16 protein-coding genes are annotated in these 17,574 nt (G+C 63.0%); 12 read left to right on the plus strand and 4 right to left on the minus strand.

The genetic code is table 11. From position 1 onward, the window contains the following. Positions 1 to 2 precede the first annotated feature (2 nt). On the plus strand, positions 3 to 3,104 hold the full coding sequence (locus ASF21_RS08860; RefSeq protein WP_055769788.1) for a type I restriction endonuclease subunit R: 3,102 nt from the start codon (positions 3 to 5) through the stop codon (positions 3,102 to 3,104). A 569-nt stretch (positions 3,105 to 3,673) separates the two neighbouring features. Further along, on the plus strand, positions 3,674 to 4,435 hold the full coding sequence (locus ASF21_RS16465) for a pentapeptide repeat-containing protein (RefSeq protein ID WP_082471389.1): 762 nt from the start codon (positions 3,674 to 3,676) through the stop codon (positions 4,433 to 4,435). A gap of 105 nt (positions 4,436 to 4,540) precedes the next feature. On the opposite strand, the gene ASF21_RS16805 is transcribed toward ASF21_RS16465, so the two are convergent. Further along, positions 4,541 to 6,142, minus strand: coding sequence for a P-loop ATPase, Sll1717 family (locus ASF21_RS16805; RefSeq protein ID WP_157365823.1), 1,602 nt, complete (start codon positions 6,140 to 6,142; stop codon positions 4,541 to 4,543). A gap of 215 nt (positions 6,143 to 6,357) precedes the next feature. Here ASF21_RS16805 and ASF21_RS08865 point away from each other — a divergent pair, with 215 nt between their 5' ends. Then, complete coding sequence (locus tag ASF21_RS08865) at positions 6,358 to 7,023, plus strand: dihydroxyacetone kinase subunit DhaK (protein WP_235498730.1); 666 nt, start codon at positions 6,358 to 6,360, stop codon at positions 7,021 to 7,023. Beyond that, the gene (locus ASF21_RS08870) at positions 6,914 to 8,746 is read left to right on the plus strand and encodes a GAF domain-containing protein (RefSeq protein ID WP_055769790.1); all 1,833 of its coding nucleotides are present in this window, start codon (positions 6,914 to 6,916) and stop codon (positions 8,744 to 8,746) included. The genes ASF21_RS08865 and ASF21_RS08870 overlap by 110 nt, the downstream gene beginning before the upstream one ends. Before the next feature lie 72 nt (positions 8,747 to 8,818). On the opposite strand, the gene ASF21_RS17550 is transcribed toward ASF21_RS08870, so the two are convergent. After that, the gene (locus ASF21_RS17550) at positions 8,819 to 9,154 is read right to left on the minus strand and encodes an alpha/beta fold hydrolase (protein ID WP_414826624.1); all 336 of its coding nucleotides are present in this window, start codon (positions 9,152 to 9,154) and stop codon (positions 8,819 to 8,821) included. A gap of 198 nt (positions 9,155 to 9,352) precedes the next feature. Between ASF21_RS17550 and ASF21_RS08875 the strand changes: the two genes are divergently transcribed. The 3 genes from ASF21_RS08875 (at position 9,353) to ribA (ending at position 12,005) form a co-directional block, all read left to right on the plus strand. Further along, on the plus strand, positions 9,353 to 10,663 hold the full coding sequence (locus ASF21_RS08875; protein ID WP_055769792.1) for an ISL3 family transposase: 1,311 nt from the start codon (positions 9,353 to 9,355) through the stop codon (positions 10,661 to 10,663). A 254-nt stretch (positions 10,664 to 10,917) separates the two neighbouring features. Further along, positions 10,918 to 11,376: a DUF4231 domain-containing protein gene (locus ASF21_RS17555; protein ID WP_414826625.1), complete on the plus strand. Its 459-nt coding sequence runs from the start codon at positions 10,918 to 10,920 to the stop codon at positions 11,374 to 11,376. After that, positions 11,376 to 12,005, plus strand: coding sequence for a GTP cyclohydrolase II RibA (gene ribA, locus ASF21_RS08880; protein ID WP_082471391.1), 630 nt, complete (start codon positions 11,376 to 11,378; stop codon positions 12,003 to 12,005). Before ASF21_RS17555 ends, ribA begins: the two co-directional genes overlap by 1 nt. Before the next feature lie 116 nt (positions 12,006 to 12,121). On the opposite strand, the gene ASF21_RS08885 is transcribed toward ribA, so the two are convergent. Further along, a complete protein-coding gene (locus ASF21_RS08885) occupies positions 12,122 to 12,913 on the minus strand; it encodes an alpha/beta fold hydrolase (protein ID WP_055769796.1) in 792 nt (263 codons plus the stop codon). 103 nt (positions 12,914 to 13,016) lie between these two features. Here ASF21_RS08885 and ASF21_RS08890 point away from each other — a divergent pair, with 103 nt between their 5' ends. Then, positions 13,017 to 13,517 (plus strand): SRPBCC family protein, encoded by a 501-nt coding sequence (locus ASF21_RS08890; protein WP_055769798.1) that lies wholly within the window; start codon positions 13,017 to 13,019, stop codon positions 13,515 to 13,517. A 24-nt stretch (positions 13,518 to 13,541) separates the two neighbouring features. Here the strand turns inward: ASF21_RS08890 and ASF21_RS08895 are convergent, their stop codons facing one another. Further along, on the minus strand, positions 13,542 to 13,979 hold the full coding sequence (locus ASF21_RS08895) for a GlcG/HbpS family heme-binding protein (protein WP_055769801.1): 438 nt from the start codon (positions 13,977 to 13,979) through the stop codon (positions 13,542 to 13,544). A gap of 172 nt (positions 13,980 to 14,151) precedes the next feature. Here ASF21_RS08895 and ASF21_RS08900 point away from each other — a divergent pair, with 172 nt between their 5' ends. The 4 genes from ASF21_RS08900 to dhaK are packed head-to-tail and all read left to right on the plus strand — an operon-like array spanning position 14,152 to position 17,505. Further along, a complete protein-coding gene (locus tag ASF21_RS08900; protein WP_055769803.1) occupies positions 14,152 to 15,015 on the plus strand; it encodes a class II fructose-bisphosphate aldolase in 864 nt (287 codons plus the stop codon). Positions 15,016 to 15,017: 2 nt separating this feature from the next. After that, a complete protein-coding gene (locus tag ASF21_RS08905) occupies positions 15,018 to 15,833 on the plus strand; it encodes an HAD-IA family hydrolase (protein WP_055769805.1) in 816 nt (271 codons plus the stop codon). Further along, positions 15,830 to 16,462: a dihydroxyacetone kinase subunit DhaL gene (dhaL, locus tag ASF21_RS08910; protein ID WP_055769807.1), complete on the plus strand. Its 633-nt coding sequence runs from the start codon at positions 15,830 to 15,832 to the stop codon at positions 16,460 to 16,462. Before ASF21_RS08905 ends, dhaL begins: the two co-directional genes overlap by 4 nt. 47 nt (positions 16,463 to 16,509) lie before the next feature. After that, positions 16,510 to 17,505 carry a dihydroxyacetone kinase subunit DhaK gene (gene dhaK / locus ASF21_RS08915; protein ID WP_055769809.1) on the plus strand — a complete coding sequence of 332 codons (996 nt, stop codon included), beginning with the start codon at positions 16,510 to 16,512 and terminating at the stop codon, positions 17,503 to 17,505. The last annotated feature ends 69 nt before the right edge of the window (positions 17,506 to 17,574 follow it).

A 17,574-nucleotide genomic window follows, 5' to 3' on the forward strand; every position in this document is an offset into this window, starting at 1 on the left:
CCATGGCGCTCTATAACGAGAAGGAGTTCGAGCGCGAACTATGCGAGTACCTCGCCGCGCACGGCTGGCTGTACTCCGAGAACGGCACGGGCTACGACAAGGAACTCGCCCTCTACCCGGAGGACGTCCGCGCCTGGCTCCACGAGACCCAGCCCGAACAACTGCGGAAGATTGTTGACCCGAACGAGAACCAGCCGGCTCAAGACAAGGCCTTCAGGCGCATCCTCGAACGCCTGGTCAAGGTCCTTGACACCCCGCTGGAAAACGGCGGCGGCACGCTCGCGGTGCTGCGCAACGGCCTCAAGGTGACGCCGTCGGCGTTCTCCATGTGTCAGTTCAAGCCGGCGGACAAGCTGAACCCGAAGACGATCACCGACTACTCGAAGGTCCGCCTGCGTGTGATGCGGCAGGTCTACTACTCCTCCGGCAACCAGAACAGCATCGACCTGGTGTTCTTCGTCAATGGTTTGCCCGTGGCCACGATGGAGCTCAAAACCGATTTTTCGCAGACGGTGCGGGACGCCGTCGAGCAGTACAGAACCGCTCGCCTGCCCGTCGACCCGGCGACCCGACGCGTCGAACCGCTGTTGTCCTTCGGGCACCGCGCGCTGGTGCACTTCGCCGTCTCCAACAGCGAGGCGTTCATGACCACCCACCTGCAGGGAGCGCAGACCCGGTTTCTGCCCTTCAACATGGGCGACAATGGGCATAAGGGCAATCCCGACAATCCGCAGGGCTCGGCTACCAGCTACCTCTGGGAGCGGGTGCTGCAGCGTGATTCTTGGTTGACCATCCTGGGCAAGTTTATCCACCTGCAGGTGGACAGGAGGACAGACCCGATCACGGGCAAGACGATGGTGGACAAGTCCCTGCTCTTCCCGCGCTTCCACCAGTGGGAGGCCGTGAACCAGCTTGCTGAGACCGCTGCCGCTGAGGGCCCTGGCCAGCGGTACCTGATCCAGCACTCGGCCGGCTCGGGCAAGACCAACTCCATCGCCTGGACGGCGCACCGGCTCAACTCCCTGCACACCGCGTCCGGAAGTAAGGTCTTCGACTCGGTGATCGTCATCAGCGACCGCAAGGTCCTGGACGGCCAGCTGCGGGACGCAGTGCAGCAGTTGGAGAAGACGCAGGGCGTCTTCGAGGCCATCACCTCGACCGGCGGGTCGAAATCGGCCGCGCTGTCCGAAGCGCTCTTGGCCGGCAGGCAGATCATCGGGGTGACGCTGCAGACCTTTCCCTTCGCGCTGGACGCTATCGAGAAGGACACGGGCCTGGCCGGGCGCACCTACGCGATCATCGCCGACGAGGCGCACAGCTCCCAGTCCGGGGAGGCCGCCAAGACCCTGAAGAAGGTCCTCACCTCTGTGGGCGCGGGATCCAAGGAAGCGGACGACGACGTCGACGTTGATGCCGAGGACGTCCTCGCCGCGGAGATGACCAATCGGGCCGAGAGCCGCAACATCTCGTTCTTCGCCTTCACCGCGACGCCGAAGGCGAAGACTCTTGAGCTGTTCGGGCGAAAGGACGGCACCGGCATCCCCCAAGCGTTCCACGTCTACTCGATGGAGCAGGCCATCGAGGAAGGCTTCATCCTCGATGTTCTGAAGAACTACACCCCGTACAAGCTCGCGTTCAAGCTGGCGCACAACGGGGTGGACTACGACGCCGACAACGCCGTCGTCGAGAAGTCCGAGGCTGTGAAGCAGCTGATGCGGTGGGTCAAGCTGCACCCGTACAACATCACTCAGAAGGTAGCGATCGTCGTCGAGCACTTCCGCTCGAACGTGCGCCACCACCTCGCCGGCCGGGCGAAGGCCATGGTCGTCACGGGGTCACGGAAGGAGGCCGTCCGCTACAAGCTCGCCATCGACAAGTACATCGGGGAGAAGGGGTACAAGGACCTTGCTGCGCTGGTGGCGTTCTCCGGCGAGGTGACGGATCTGGACTCGGGGCCGTCTGCTTTCACCGAGACCACCATGAACCCCGGTCTGAAGGGTCGCGAGCTGCCGAAGGCGTTCGACACTGACGAGTTTCAGGTCATGTTGGTGGCCAACAAGTTTCAGACGGGGTTCGACCAGCCACTCCTGGTCGCGATGTATGTGGACAAGAGGCTGTCCGGTATCTCTGCTGTTCAGACCCTGTCTCGACTGAATCGGGTGACGACTGGCAAGGACCAGACCTTCGTGCTGGATTTTGTGAATGATCCGGACGAGATCCTTGCCGCGTTCCGCCAGTACCACACCACGGCCGAGCTTTCCGGGGTGACGGACCCGGATATCGTCCATGACCTGCAGTCCAAGCTCGACGGGGCCGGCATCTACGACCAGAGCGATGTCGAACGTGCCGTGCAGGTGTGGATCGGCAAGGCCAGCCATGAGGAGCTCACGGCGTCGGTAGCCCCGGCGAGGTCGGTTTTCCGTACGCGCTATCGGGCAGCGGTCGAGGCCAAAGACACGCCAGCGCAGGATGCCCTCGAGCTGTTCCGCAAGGATCTCGGCACCTTTATCAGGGCTTACGACTTCCTCTCGCAAATCATCGACTACCAGGACACCGATCTCGAGAAGCGCTCGGTCTTCTACCGGCTGCTCATCCGCGTGATACGCGCGGACAACCAAGACCGGGAGACCATCGACCTGTCCGATGTGGTGATGACGCACTACAAGCTGCAGAAGCAACAGAAGGCGGATTTACGCCTCGCCGAAGGGGACCCCGAACAGCTTGAGCCGATGAGGCAACCCGGGTCCGGCATGGTGCACGATCCAGACAAGCTGCGGTGGACCGAAATTATCGAGCAGGTCAACGGATTCTTTGAAGGCTCTGGTCTGTCCGACGCCGACCAGCTCTCGGTGGCCGAGACCGTCTTGAAGAAGGCCCTCGAGAACGAGACACTGCGTGGCCAGGCGCAGGCCAACGGAAAGGTCGACTTCTACTCCTCACCCAAGATCCTCAGCAGCGTCGAGGACACCATCATCGAAGCCGGCGAGCAGCACGCCAAGGGCATTGGCTGGCTACTGTCGTCGGACAGACTGCTCGGGTTTATCGATGTTCTGCGGACCATGGGGATGTATGAGCAGTTCAGAGCGGACAACGTCGCTCAATAGAGCCGGCGTGTCGCTCTCCGGAGGCCTACACCGTAGCCACCCGCTACGACCCGCTGGCTTGCCTACTTGGAGCGTGTACAGCGGCGGGCCCGGGGCCGCGGCGCCCAAGCGGATCGATCGCGCGGACAGCGGCCCTGCGGTCCTCCGGGACGAGAGGCTTCCGCTTGTTCGCTGCCTGCGGCAGTGGCGGCCTGTCGATCCGCTCCTTCGGGGTTCGGTAATAGTACCCGTAGGGGTTCTAACGGAGAGCGAAGAACACTCAGATCTACTAGGTAGGGACGGCACCGATTCAGCGCGGAAGATTGGTGTTCCTGATCCGACCTCATCTACAGGGTGTGTGATGAACCAAATCAACCAAGTCGAGCGCTCTGCGGCGAATTCAGTATACGAGAATGAAAATTCCTGGAATAAGGTGAAATACACTCTTTGGTCGGCTCAAACGAAGAACTTGGAGGCCCTACTCGCCACTTTGTAGGTACTCATGAGTTCTGACCGGATACAGCCGAGGAATTAAGATTCAAAGTACTATTCAGGTCGACCGATTAATAAGCTTGAGCTAAGCTTGAGCAATGACTCGTCGCAATCAAGCCGGTGCTACTCAAGGAACGGAGCAGGGAGGGGGTGCAGAGGCCTGGTACGTTCTTGCTTGGAAGTTTCCGGTAATTCGTGAGCTTCTCGTGGCGCTCGCTGTCGGAGGCCTGGTCAGCGGCGCCGGCATCTGGGCTCAAATGCACATCGACGATCGGCGATCTGCCACCGAGGAGCGCCGGGAGAACCTCCGGTTCGTTCGTGAGTTGTCTGTAAATGGCGAGAGAGGTAAGCCTTTAGTAGGGATTGATTTGCTGGGGCAGCAACTTACGGGTCTCGACTTACGGGGAGCCCGGTTAGACGGCGCCGTATTATCAGAGTCGAGCCTACAATTTTCTCGCCTGGATGGAGCCAATCTGGAGAACACCGTGGCCGTTGGTGCACAACTTTGGGGTACACAGCTACCGAAAGCGAACCTGACTGCGGGCGATTTTAGCAGCGCGGATTTTGATCAAGCCAACTTGCAGGAGGCGCTACTGATTAAGGCCGTATTCTCAGGGGCAAATCTGAGGTCAGTTAATCTTTCGGGCGCTGATGTGAGCGGGGCAGACTTTGAAGGCGCCGATCTGCGAGGTGCAAATTTCGGCGAGACCGGCGTAGATGGAATCTGCTACGACGACCAAACAAGATGGCCAATCGGTTTTCTCATACCGGACAACACTCCCCAGAATTGTCGGTCAGTGAAGGGAGATCGGGATGGCGATGGGCAGTTCGATCAGTGGACTCACACAAGTGGGTCATAATAGAGCGTGCGCCTATAAAGAACCATCAACTAGCCCACACTTTCGTCTAGATGACCTACAGGAGTGGACTTTGTGTTGTCTCTCGTTTCCTACTAATTCCGTCATTTATGCGATATCTAGGGCGCGGTGATAAGTACGGTGCACGTAAGCGAAGCGCATTCCGGAAAGTCGGCCAGCGACGTCGAGGTATCTAGCGTCCGATGTTGCGAAGGTCGGGGCCCCTGAATTGACCGCACAACCAACGAAGCCAACCTTATAGAGAAATTTGATCAAAGGGCCGTACATCTTTTCTCGGCTCGTCTCTCCTGGTGCCCACGCGCCCTCGCTCAGATTCATAAGCCAATCCGATTCACTCATTGGATAATCCTGAGATAGCAGCATCGCATCGCTTAGCCGCTGTTCAAACTCCGGAATTTCCATCCTTGTGCTGGCTCCTCTGAAAACCTCGAGAACTTTGTCGATACCGGGATAAGTTGCTTTCCATTCATCGCGAAAGGCTAGTAGACGCCCCGCAGAATAATTGTATTCTGCATGCTTGATATGTTCCCATGTGATGTATGGAGTCCCGCTGGCCGCTGATATGCATTCATTAGCAAAGGATATAAGGTCGCGCGGTCTTAGTAGTGTGCGGTCGATTATGTACTGGAACGGGTCTCCCATTCGTTGGTTCTTCGAAGGTAGGATTTCCGCCAGCTTCGTGATGCTGTGGTGGCGCTCGTTAGCAACGACTTGTACGCGGCGATCAATCAATTCCTTGAGATCTGCGGGCGTCCAGCTCAAATTGAGAATTAGGGATCGATACTTTTCTTCCTGGCCGGCGCTGCGGCCGAAGTCTATCTGTTCGAGGAGGTTCGTTCTCAGGGCGACAACAACCTTTAAGTGCCTCACTTTCTGTAGATCATGGACCACTCGAAAGAGGGAGCGAATAAGATCATTCTTTGTGTCTGATTCTACCCAGTCTAGATCAAGATCATCAATGATGACATACATATGATTATGGTGAGAGTCGAGAATGTCTTCGTCGAGCACTTCGATCATCTTATTCATTTTAGTCAACTGTGACTGATTGACAACTCGCGTGAATCGGTCGACATATTGCTTCTTTTCCTCTTTGGTGTACGCAGATGATTTCAGTGCGCCAATGCGAGCGTCAATCGGAGTGAAGTCAAATCCAAGTCCGGCTTCCAGCTCGATGTTGCGGCTGAGCGACTCGGTTATGTCGCGGACTCGTTCATCTGCTTCATTCCAGAACTTGTCCTCAAACTCACTGAAGTACTCTAGGGCTCGCTTTTTGCCTGAATCCTTAGTTATTCGCTCCTTCAGCGACTCTATGAAAGTCGCCTTTTCATACTGCCCCTCGATACGGTACCGTTTGCGAATTATTTCGACGAGTAAGACGTGCTTCCACAATGCGCGCCAAAAAGAATCTATCTCGACGTCCAATGAGCGAAGGTACTTAAATACTTGCTGATCGGTTATGTATTGGAGTGCTAAATTCTCCGGGCTTAATCGAATTATGTGCTCCTTATTCGCTCGCTCAAGCGTGGTAAGGGCCGCTGATTTTCCGCTACCGGTTCTACCTATCACGAAACACCTCGGGTCCTGTAGTGACTCGATCGCTTCGTAGTCTCCTGTCAGTTGAAAGGCTGCCGACAATAACGGGTCTGCTTCAGCTTGCGCCCCACCGAGGTTGAAGGCGCTGCTCAAATTCTTCTTTTCCTTTGGCGTTCTATCCTTCTGCGTTCTAGTTGCCATAGCTGGTTCTGTTCCCCTCGGTGTGCCTGTATCTTCTAGCTTCAGTCGGATCATACGCTGAGATCAGGGGAGGAAGTAGAGACCGCGTTTATCGTCGTAGCGTCTACGCTCGCGAAGTTTGCAGTCCGCGGTGGTCCCTTCTGGCCGTTATTCGAAGTACGGCGAGGATGTTTGTCGATGATCCGCAGCAGTTCGTCCCGGAGATGCTCGAGGGCCCCGCGCTCGCCAACCCGGACACGCTGAAGTACGTGCCCGAGTACAACCTGATTATGCGCGCCGACGGCCCGGACGAGAGCAAGGTGTCCATCATCCAGGGCTCCGGTTCCGGGCACGAGCCGGCCCACGTGATGATCGTGGGTAAGGGCATGCTCGACGCCGCGTGTCCGGGTGACGTGTTCGCGGCACCGCCGTTCGACTACGTGTACGAGACCGCCAAGCTCATGGCGTCGCCCAAGGGCGTGCTGCTGCTGGTGAACAACTACACGGGCGACAAGATGGTGTTCGAGATGGCCGAGGAGATGTCCTCGGCGGACGGCATCGAGGTGAAGACCCCGTTCATCAATGACGACGTCTCCGTGGAGGACTCCACCTACACGATCGGGCGCCGTGGGGTGGCGGGCAACTTCTTCGTCATCAAGGCCGTCGGCGCCGCCTCCGAGCGGGGCGCTATCCTGAAACCCCGAGCGCAGCGTCGTGCCCGGTTGCAGGAGACAGGTGCCGTACATGCAGCAGCTTCCTACGCCCAGCAACACCCAGAACCAGCAGAACCACACGCAGCCCTCCCAGCTCGACCGCATCACCGAACTCGCTGGCGACCTCGCCGGGCAGTTTGAACTGGTCCCGCTCCTCGAGCGTGTCCTCGGGCACGCCGCCGCTCTGCTCGGGTGCGAGAGCGGCTCCATCTCGATCGTCCACGAAACCGAGGGCTACTACCGCAAGGAAGTGGACCAGGGCGTCGGCTGCCGTGAGGGCCAGACCTTCCCCCTGACGGAAGGCCTCACCGGGCAGATCGTGAATACCCGCGGCACCGTCATCCTCGATCGCTACGCGTCCGTGCCGATTGGCCACATCGACCCGGCAGACCCTCGGTGGGGGAGCGCCGTCATCGGCGTCCCCATCACCTGGGCCGGCACGATCATCGGTACGTTCGCGATCTTCAGTGACGGTCCCGGCCGCGTCTTCAGCTCCGGCGACGCCTCGCTCGTGGAACTGTTCGCAAATCACGCCGCCATCGCTATCATGAACTCTCGGCTCCACCAGGCCGCCGCTGCAAAAGAACGCGAGGCCGCGGTCGCAGGGGAACGCGAGCGCGCCGTACAGGAGGTCCACGAGACCATCGGCCGGTCCCTGGGCTCGCTCCTGCTGCACCTCGACCGCGCGGACAAGGCGACGCCGGGCGGATCGCCCTCCACCCAGCACATCGACTCCGCCCGGGTGCTCGCCCACGAGGCGCTCTTCGAGACCCGCCGCACCGTGCTGGGACTTGGGCCCTCCAGCCTCGCGGACCGCTCGCTGGAGGAAGCGGTCCGCCAGGAACTCGACCGGGTGAGCGCGAACGAGACGATGGACGTGACGCTCCTCGTGACCGGCACTCCTCATGAACTGGCGCCCGTCGTCGCCCATCAGCTCTTCATGATCATCCAGGAGGCCGTGGCCAACGCGGTGGCGCATGCCCGCGCAACCGCGTGCCGGGTGGGCATCTTTTACGACACCTCCGGGATCACGGCCGTCGTCGAGGACAACGGCCGCGGGTTCGAGGGGCAGGAGAGCACGGACCTGAAGGGCAGTCGGCTCGGTCTGCACGGCATGGCAGCAAGGGCCCATTACCTCCGGGGCGAGCTCCACGTGGAGTCGACGTTGGGTTGGGGGACGAGCATCCGGGCGCAGGTGCCGTACTCCTCCAACGGCGACGCCTCCCGCGAACGGTGGAAGGTCCTCGTTGCCTGCACCCAGCCCCTTCTTCGGGCCGGGCTCGTCCGGCTGCTCGAGACGTCCGAGCCGTCGGTACAGGTACTCGGCGAGTTCGGGACGCTCGAGGACCTCACGGAGTCGGTGTCTCTCCTGCAGCCGGACATGATCGTCCTCGACGAGCACCTGCTGGCCCGGTATGCCGATGCCCGGGTGGCGGAGGCTGACACTGTCGAGCGGCCGGTAGTCGCCGTCGTCGATCATCTCGCGGACGAACTCCTGGCGGCCGCCGCGTCGTCGGGCGTGCGGGGCTTCCTCTCGTTGTCCTCGACGCCGGCGGAGGTGGCGCGTGTCGTCGTCGCCGCCGCCCGCGGCGACGCCCTGCTGGACGGGGCGATGTTCACACGGCTCACGGTAAATCGCGCGGCGGACACAGGCGAGGTGATATCACTGACGGCCCGCGAACTCGAGGTGCGGGACCTCCTGGCCGAAGGGCTGGCTGACAAGCAGATCGCCACGCGGCTCGCCATCTCGGTGAAGACGGTCGAGAAGCATGTGAGCGCCATGCTGCGGAAGACCGGGGCACGTAACCGCACCATGCTGGTGGGCCTGCAGCACCAGGGTCAGGCAATCGCGAACTCCAGATAGACGGCGACGCCGGCGGAGGCCTACGTACTGACGCGCCATCAGCACCCTCGCCAAGTGCAGCACAGAGGATGGTTACGAAGCCCCCGCGGCGGTGGCGTCAAGGATGAACCGGGCGGTCTCCTGCGGCTGGTCCCAGTGCGGAAAGTGCCCGCACTCCTCAAAGACGTGCAGGGTGGCGTCCGGATAGAGCGACATGGCGACGGCGGCCTCACTGAGCGGGGTGACCCTGTCCGACCGGCCCCAGCCGAACGCCAGCGTGCCCTTGATCGTCCCCTGGGACGCGCCTGCCTGGCGCGGCCCGTGCGCGAGCGACCTGCGTGCTTCGTCGAGACTGGGCGAGGTGGCAAATCCGCGGAGCTCCGTGCTGCTACCAAAATTGTTGGATCGGAACCGGCGTCCGGTGAGCAGGACTCAATTAGTAAGGAGCCGATCGTCAATTAGAACAAGTCATCAGATCAATCAAGCTTGAGCAGTTGAGATTTGTGGCTCTTCGTAATTGAGAGTGCAGGCGGGGTGTAGCCGGGGCTGGGCGCGTCGGTGACGGGATAGAGGTCGAGGCCTTCCGATGATGGAAGTTCCTACGCTCGCCATCCGAAAGACCTCGACGTGCTCAACGCTACCTTCGTCCGCCCTGACCTCACCACGTTCTGCCGTCTCGATGAGCTCGGCCTCGAAGCAATCGGGCAACATCTTCGGCCTGACGAAGCAGTGATCGAGTGCCGCGTTGCTCACGCTGATCCGTGGTGCCGGAAGTGCGGGGCCGAAGGCCGACCGCGCGACACGATTACCCGGCAGCTGGCGCACGAGCCGTTCGGGCACCGACCCACCACACTGCTGGTACGCGTGTGCCGCTACCGGTGCGCCGGGTGCGGGTCCACGTGGCGGCAGGACACGGACGCAGCCGTTGAGCGGAGAGGGAAGATCTCCCGCCGTGGACTGGCATGGGCGCTCGAGGCGGTCGTGGTCGATCACCTGACGGTGTCCCGGGTCGCTGCCGGGCTCGGGGTGTCCTGGCATACGGCGAACAGCGCCGTCCTTGCGGAGGGCAAGCGCCGGTTGATCGACGACCCGCACCGGTTCGATCGGGTCACCGCGATCGGCGTCGATGAGCATGTTTGGCGGCACACCCGGCGGGGCGACAAATACGTGACCGTCATCATCGATCTGACGCCGATCCGCGCCAAGACGGGCCCGGCACGGTTGCTGGACATGGTCGAAGGCCGCTCCAAGCAGGTCTTCAAGCAATGGCTCGCAGACAGGCCACAAGCTTGGCGGGACGGGGTGGAAGTCGTCGCCATTGACGGGTTCACCGGGTTCAAGACCGCGACCACGGAGGAGCTCCCCGACGCGGTCCCGGTGATGGATCCTTTCCATGTGGTCCGCCTCGCCGGGGATGGGCTCGACCGGTGCCGGCAACGCGTCCAGCAAGCCACCGCAGGGCATCGGGGTAGGGCCGGGGACCCGCTCTACCGGGTCCGACGGACCTTGCACACCGGCGCGGATCTGCTCACCGACAAGCAGAACACGCGCCTCGATGCTGCCTTCGCCTTGGAAGAGCACGTCGAGGTCGAAGCGACCTGGGGCATCTATCAGCGGATCGTCGCCGCCTACCGCGAGCCCGACAAGAAAAGAGGGAAGGAACTCATGAGAGCCGTCATCAATGCGGTCACCAGCAGCGTCCCGGCCGCCTTGGTCGAGGTCCGCAGGCTCGGCCGGACCCTGAAACACCGCGCCGCGGACGTCCTCGCGTTCTTCGACCGCCCCGGCACCAGCAACGGCCCCACCGAAGCTATCAATGGGCGCCTCGAACACCTCCGCGGCTCAGCCCTGGGCTTCCGAAACCTCACCAACTACATCGCCAGATCACTGCTCGAATCAGGCGGCTTCAGACCCCGCCTGCACTCTAAATTGCGATGAGCCAGATTTGTGCGCTACCTAAGCCGAGGCGATTCGTCGGCGTCAGGAAGTGGCGGCGAACGGTGCACCATCAAGACAGGATCGAATGATGATGCTGCCGCACCGAGTTGACGCGCTGCAGAGCTGGAGGGGCGAACCCAGGGCACTCGCGCTGAGCGGATTTGGTAGCCCACAGCGGGGCTTCAGCCAAGATTACTTCCAATGTATGCACACCAGGAACTGGCAGTATTGGTCCAGTGACAACTACACCTGGAGTGAGACCCCCCGATGACGCCGCCGCCGAGTGCGACGCGGTTGCGACATCCATCGGTAAGAAGGCCGACAAGAATAAGCGAAGGGCACGCGCGCTCACCCTTGCCATGACTCTCAGCACTGCATTCGTCCCTGTGCTCATTCTGGCGGGCGGAGACAACTTCTGGTTGGGGAAGGTCGCCCCGAGCGCTCTCGCAGCGGTTTCTGCAGTCCTAGCTGCCCTTAATCAGTTCGACCGCCCGCACCAACGCTGGGTCCTGTATCGGAGGTATCAACGCCTTCTGCAGGTAGAAGGCAAGCGATACCGCTTCAAAGTCGCTCCATACGACGGCGAAGACCGCGACCTCCACCTAGGGAAGACGGTCGCGCAGCTTGAGATAGACCTGCAATCGGAGTGGGAAGGTCTTATCCCAACCCGGGAAGAAATCGCTTCAGGCACTTCGTCGATGGGAACTACGTGATGACATCACAGTTCGAACACGCCTCATGTGCTTTTAAAAGCCACTACGGACTGGGGAGGCTCCATGTGTATTCATTCGGTCCGCATGAGGAGGACAACATCCTCTGCATCGAGGTCCCACCCAGCGAAGCGGTGCACGATGACTCAACCCTCGTTCGCGTTCAGAGCGCCTGCTACACTGCCGAAATTTTCCGTAGCACGGATTGCGACTGCCATGAACAACTTCATGTCAGTCTGGAAAAGGTCTTCCGGGACGGTGGATTGGTTGTCTACATGATCTGTGATGGCCGGGGAGCTGGGCTTTTGACCAAGATTCGCGGGCTCGCCCTCGGGGACAAGTTCGGGTTGGACACACATGACGCTTATCTGCAGCTCGGAGTCCCAGTTGACCCACGCGAATATGAACGCGTGGCTCAAGTGCTCAAGGATCTTAAGGTGCAGGACGTTCAGCTGCTCACCAACAATCCTCGGAAGGTAGACGGGCTCCGGGGCGAGGGACTGTTGGTCGAGCGTGTTCCGCTGGAGATTCCCCCTACACGGGACTCGTTTCCATATCTACAAACGAAGCAGCAAAAGATGGGGCACTTGTTTAAATTTCCGGGGCGAGCAGGGCCCGCCACCGCAGGCTGATAGAAGGTTCGAGGCCGGTAGAACGAGTTATTGATCCCAGCCGCGGAGGGTAGAAGAAATAGTCCTAGCCGTTAGGCTTGCGAGCACGCCAGCCATGCATGCGGCTCGGAGGAAGGTTACGAAGACCCAGCGGCGGTGGCGTCGAGGATGAACCGGGCTGTCTCCTGCGGCTGGTCCCAGTGCGGGAAGTGCCCGCAGTCCTCGAAGACGTGCAGGGTGGCGTCCGGATAGAGGGACATGGCGACGGCGGCCTCACTGAGCGGGGTGACCCTGTCCGACCGGCCCCAGCCGAACGCCAGCGTGCCCTTGATCGTCTCTTGGGGTGCGCCTGCCTGGCGCGGCCCGTGCGCGAGCGACTTACGCGCTTCGTCGAGACTGGGCGAGGTGGCGAACCCGCGGAGTTCCGTCAGCACGAGGTCCGGGTCGAGCTTCCAGGGAGCCGCGGAGAACTGGGCGAGCAGCGCCGTCCGGCCCGCAGCGTGCTGGACGAGTGACAGGAGGACAGGCTGGAGGCGCCGTACCAGGGCGATGGACGCGGTGATGCTGCCGTTGAAGATGCGCACCTGCGTGTCGTTCCAGAATCCTCCGGGATCGAGGGCGACGACGTTGCCGGCGTGGCCCCGCCGCGCCAATTCGACCGCGATCCGCGCACCCATCGAGCTGCCGACAATATCGGCGTCGCGCAGGTCCTCCTGCTCGAGGAACTGCTCGACGGCATCCGTGAGGGTCGCGATGGTCACTTCGCCCGCGAGCGGCTCGCTGCTGCCGAACCCGGGGAGGTCGATGGCGATGATTTCGCGCTGTTCCTGCAGCAGGGGGAGGACGGGGTCCCAGGTGCGGACGCTCGAGCCGAGCCCGTGCACGAGGACGAGTGGCCTTCCGGTGCCGGTTCGTTCGGTGCTCAACATGTTGGGTCCTTTCGTAGCCGGCGCGAGAGGCCAGTCTATGCGGGCACGAATCGCTGCAGCCGATCCCCGCAGGACGAGGGGATTCTTCTGTGAGAATGGGCGCATGAGCCAGACAGAGATCCGCCACCACCAGGAGTCCGTCACGATCCAGGCGTCGGTGGACAGCATCTACGATCTGGTCTCCGACATCACCCGCACCGGCGAGTGGAGCCCGGTGTGCACGCGGTGCTGGTGGGAGGACGACGCCGACGCGGGCCAGGTCGGTGCCTGGTTCACAGGGCGCAACGAGCTTCCGCACCGCACCTGGGAGACCCGGTCGCAGGTCGTGACCGCGGAGCGCGGCCGTGAGTTCGCCTGGGTGGTCGGCGGCGATCGAGTCCGCTGGGGCTACACGCTGACGCCGGCCGGCACCGGGACCACTCTGACCGAATCCTGGGATTTCCTGCCGGGCGGCATCGCCATGTTCAAGGAGAAGTTCGGGGACGATGCGCCCGCTCAGATCGTCGATCGGACCCGGCAGGCGCTCGACGGCATCCCGAACACGCTCGCCGCCATCAAGCGCATCGCCGAGTCCGGCACGTCACGCGAGATTGACCGGTCCTAGCGCACTGACCCTGCGACACCAGGGTCAGGCGACCGCGAACTCCAGATAGGCGGCGGCGCCGGCGGAGGCGACTTCCTGGTCCTGCTCGATGGTGCCGGTGGAGACACCGATGGCGCCCATGATGTTGCCGTCGCGCACCAGCGGGATGCCGCCCGGAAACACCGCGAGACGACCACCATGGGCGTCGCTCAGCCCGTAGATGGGACCGTCCTGCCGGGTGACACCCTGCAGGTCGCCGGTCTCGCACTGGAACGCGATGGACGTGTAGGCCTTGTTGATGGCAATGGTGATGCTGCCGATGTTCGCGCCGTCCATCCGCACGTGCGCCTTCAGGTTCCCGCCGGCGTCGACCACGGCGATGTCCATCGGCTGGCCGATCTCCTCGGCCTTCGCGGCCGCGGCGTCGATGACGAGGCGGGCCTCTTTGGACGTGATGGTTTCGAGTACTGATCCGGGAGTCATGGGGGTCCTTCGTCGTCGAAGTGGGTGGCCGGGCAGCCGCGGCCCACTCAACCACGCGCGTCGGTCGCTGACGAGGTGGTGATTACCCCCAGGGGGAGGGCGGGAGAACCCCCATATCCAGCGCGGCCCCGCCCACCTAGCGTGGGGGTCAGCCTGACCAGGAGGAATCACTATGGCCGTTGTACCGCTGAAGGACATCGTCGACCCGGCATTCGAGGCACGCTACGGGGTGCCCGCCATCAACATCTTCAACGACCTGACCATGGAGGGCGTGCTCGCCGGAGCCGTGGAGGCGAACTCCCCGGTGATCCTGCAGACTTCCGTTAAGACCGTGCGCTCCATCGGCTCGAGGGTGCTGTTCGACATGTGGCAATCGATGACGCGCGGCATCGAGGTGCCCGTCACCCTGCACCTGGATCACTGCCCCGACCGCGCGGTGGTCACCGAATGCCTGAAGGCCGGCTGGAACTCGGTGCTCTTCGATGCGTCCAACCTCCCGGTCGAGGAGAACCAGCGCCAGACCGTCGAGGTCGTCGCCGAGGCCCGCAGCTACGGCGCCCAGGTGGAGGGCGAGATCGAGGCCATCACCGGCGTCGAGGACGACCACGGGTCCGACGAGGTCTCGAAGCAGCAGAGCCTCGAGGTGGCGCTCGCGTTCATCGACGCCACCGGGATCGACGTCTTCGCCCCGTCGATCGGCAACGCCCACGGCAGCTACAAGGCAGCCCCTGTGCTCGACGTCGACCGCGTCACCCAAATTGTCGAGGCGCGGAACGTGCCCATCGCCCTCCACGGCGGCAGCGGACTCAGCCCCGAGCAGTTCGCCGACCTCATCGCCCGGGGCTGCGCGAAGGTCAACATCTCCACGGCCCTCAAGGAGACGTACATGCAATCCAGCCTGGTGTTCCTGAAGCAGGCGGAGCAGAACAACAAGTGGGATCCGCCGTCGCTGTTCAAGCACACGCGGGCCGACATCGTCGCGATGGTCACCGATCTCTGCGGCCAGTTCGGCTGCGCGGGCAAGGGCGGCCGCTGACCATGCCGGCCCTGATCTTCGACTGCGACGGCGTGCTCGCCGACACCGAGCAGTACGGCCACCTCCCCGCCTTCAACCAGACCTTCGCCGACTTCGACGTGCCCGTGCAGTGGAGCGTCGAGGAGTACGCGGAGAAAGTGAAGATCGGCGGCGGTAAGGAGCGGATGCGGAGCATCCTGACACCCGATCTGGCCGCCTCGCTCGGCCTGCAGGACGACGACGCCGTCGATGCCGCGATCCTCTCCTGGCACAAGAGGAAGACCGAGGTCTACAAGGGCCTCGTCGAAAGTGGCGTCATGCCCGCCCGGCCGGGCATCGCGCGCATCGTGCAGGAGGCGCACGACGCCGGGTGGACCCTCGCCGTCGCCTCCACCTCCGCCGAACCCGCGGTCCGCGCTGTCCTGACGCACGCGGTCGGGGAGTCGCTCGCCGCGCACTTCTCGGTGTTCGCCGGAGACGTGGTGCCCGCCAAGAAACCCGCACCCGACATCTACCTGACGGCCCTGAAGGAGCTCGGGCTATCCGCGGACGACGCGATCGTCGTCGAGGACAGCGGGAACGGGCTGCGCGCAGCCGTCGCCGCCGGACTCCGGACCGTGGTGACCGTCAGCGGTTTCACGCGGGAGGAGGACTTCACGGGCGCCTCGCTCGTCGTGAGCTCCCTCGGGGATCCCGACGGCGAGCAGGCCGAGGTCCTGGCGAGTCCCGCCGGCGTCGAGCCCTCCGGCGTCGTCACCCTCGCCACCCTGCAGGAGCTGCTGTCCGCGCCCGCCCCGCACGGCGCGGCTCACCCATTCACCGAAACGGAGACCCCATGAGTGCCACGAACCTCGCCGACGTCGAATACGCCGTCCACTCCCTGGCGCAGACCGCCGTGAATAAGGAGAAGGAATTCGGCGACCTCGACGCCGTGGTGGGCGACGGCGACCTCGGATACTCCCTCGCCCGCGGCTTCGAGAAAGTCCTCGCGGACTGGGACTCCTTCAAGCGCGACGACGTCGCCACGTTCCTGCAGCAGATCGCGCTCGCCATCTCCAGCAGGATCGGCGGGACGTCCGGGCCGCTCTGGGGGACCGCGTTCCTGCGGGCTTCTGCCGCAGCGAAGGCGGCGGACACGATCGACGGTGCCGCCGTCGTCGCCATGCTGCGCGGAGCCACCGACGGCATCAAGGCCCGCGGCAACGCGGACCTCGGCGACAAGACCCTGCTCGATGCACTGATCCCGGCGACCGACGAGCTCGAACGGCAACTGGCAGCCGGTGCGTCACCGGAGGACTGCCGGACGGCGTTCGCGACGACGATCCGCGAGTGCGCGGATGCGACGTCGACCCTGCAGGCCAAGCGCGGCCGCGCCAGCTACAGCGGGGAACGCAGCATCGGTTCACCCGACGCCGGTGCGGTGGCCGTGGCCATCATCGTCGAAGGCATCGTGGCCGACTGGCCCTGAGGTTCATCCGTCCGTCCAACCCCTACTCACAACGATGTGGAGTCCCCATGAAGAAGTTCGTCAACGATCCGCAGCAGTTCGTCCCGGAGATGCTCGAGGGCCTGGCGCTCGCGAACCCGGACACGCTGAAGTACGTGCCCGAGTACAACCTGATCATGCGCGCCGACGGTCCGGACCAGAACAAGGTGTCGATCGTGCAGGGCTCGGGGTCTGGGCACGAGCCGGCGCACGTGATGATCGTGGGCAAGGGCATGCTCGACGCCGCCTGCCCGGGTGACGTGTTCGCGGCTCCGCCGTTCGACTACGTGTACGAGACGACCAAGCTCATGGCCTCGCCGAAGGGCGTGCTGCTGCTGGTCAACAACTACACGGGCGACAAGATGGTGTTCGAGATGGCGCAGGAGATGTCCTCGGCCGAGGGCATCGAGGTGAAGACGCTCTTCATCAACGACGACGTCTCCGTGGAGGACTCGACCTACACGATCGGGCGCCGCGGGGTGGCGGGCAATTTCTTCGTGATCAAGGCCGTCGCTGCCGCCGCGGAGCGCGGAGCCGACCTCGACGAGGTCATCCGCATCGGCGAGAGGGTCAATTCGGTGACCCGGACTATGGGCGTCGCGCTCACGGCGTGCACGCCGCCGGCGAAGGGCAGCCCCTTGTTCGAGCTCGGCGAGGACGAGATCGAGATCGGCGTGGGCATCCACGGGGAGCCGGGGCGCCGTCGGGGAAAGATGATGCCGGCCAACGAGATCGTCGAGGAGATGCTGGCGCCGGTGGTGAAGGACCTGCCGTTCGGCGACGGCGACCGCGTGGCCCTCATGGTCAACGGACTCGGCGGCACCCCGATCAGCGAGCTGTACCTGCTGTACGGGCAGGCGCACAAGCGCCTCGCGGAGCAGGGCATCAGCGTGGGCCGCAGCTACGTGGGGGAGTACTGCACGTCCCTGGACATGGCCGGCGCGTCCATCACGCTGGTGAAGCTCGACGACGAGATCGAGTCGCTGCTCACGGACCCGGCGGAGATTCCCATTCGTACGTTCTAGGTTCCAATGCACGACGGCGGGCCGGTCACCTTCGGGTGGGCGGCCCGCCGCTCTGCGTAGGAGAGGATG

It is taken from the genome of Arthrobacter sp. Leaf234 (assembly GCF_001422665.1).
In the GTDB taxonomy this organism is placed as follows: Bacteria; Actinomycetota; Actinomycetes; order Actinomycetales; family Micrococcaceae; genus Arthrobacter_D.